The following is a 507-nucleotide window of genomic DNA, read 5'->3' as shown; positions in this document are numbered from 1 at the left end:
CTATAACCTCACTCTTTTTCCTCTCAGAATCCTAATAACCTTTAACTTAGGAAAAAAGCATTCGACTCCTAAATTCAATAAGTTTGCCTCAGCTCGAAAAATTTGATTTCTTTTGCAATATAAAAGATACCAAGTTTTCATTTCCCGCCCCTCAATGTGATGTAGGAGAATCTTAAACAAAAATAGCTTATAACCCTCGTTGAACTTGAAGCTGATTTGATCAATAACAGTCCTTAATTGCAGTAACGTGCTTGTGCCTAAACTTGATGGTGTACTAAGAACCGTTATGCTCAATCACAATCCTGCATTCAAATTTTTTAAGGAAAACCGCCTTAAAAATAATAAAAAAACAATAACTTAAAAAACCAATCATAAGTGATATATTCACCACTTTACTCTACAGAATAGCATGCATAACAACCTCGCTGAAAAATACACTTATCTAAGACGAGTCTTTTACACTCGAATTTCAAAAGCTAGGCATTAATTAGCCATAAATACGCGAAG

At 33.5% G+C, this 507-nt stretch carries 1 protein-coding gene; it reads right to left on the bottom strand.

Going from position 1 to position 507, the window contains the following annotated elements; all coding sequences use genetic code 11:
- Positions 1 to 141, bottom strand: a complete 141-nt coding sequence (locus ACTRWI_RS22655) for a transcription termination/antitermination NusG family protein (protein ID WP_499133936.1) — start codon at positions 139 to 141, stop codon at positions 1 to 3.
- Positions 142 to 507: the final 366 nt, after the last annotated feature.

The organism is Pseudoalteromonas sp. G5_S1_14_S5 (assembly GCF_054968605.1).
This window is presented reverse-complemented; position numbering and strand designations above follow the sequence as displayed.

Excerpts from the sequence above, each read along its gene's own strand:
- ACTRWI_RS22655 (WP_499133936.1), bottom strand. The coding sequence starts at position 141 with ATGAAAACTTGGTATCTTTTATATTGCAAAAGAAATCAAATTTTTCGA.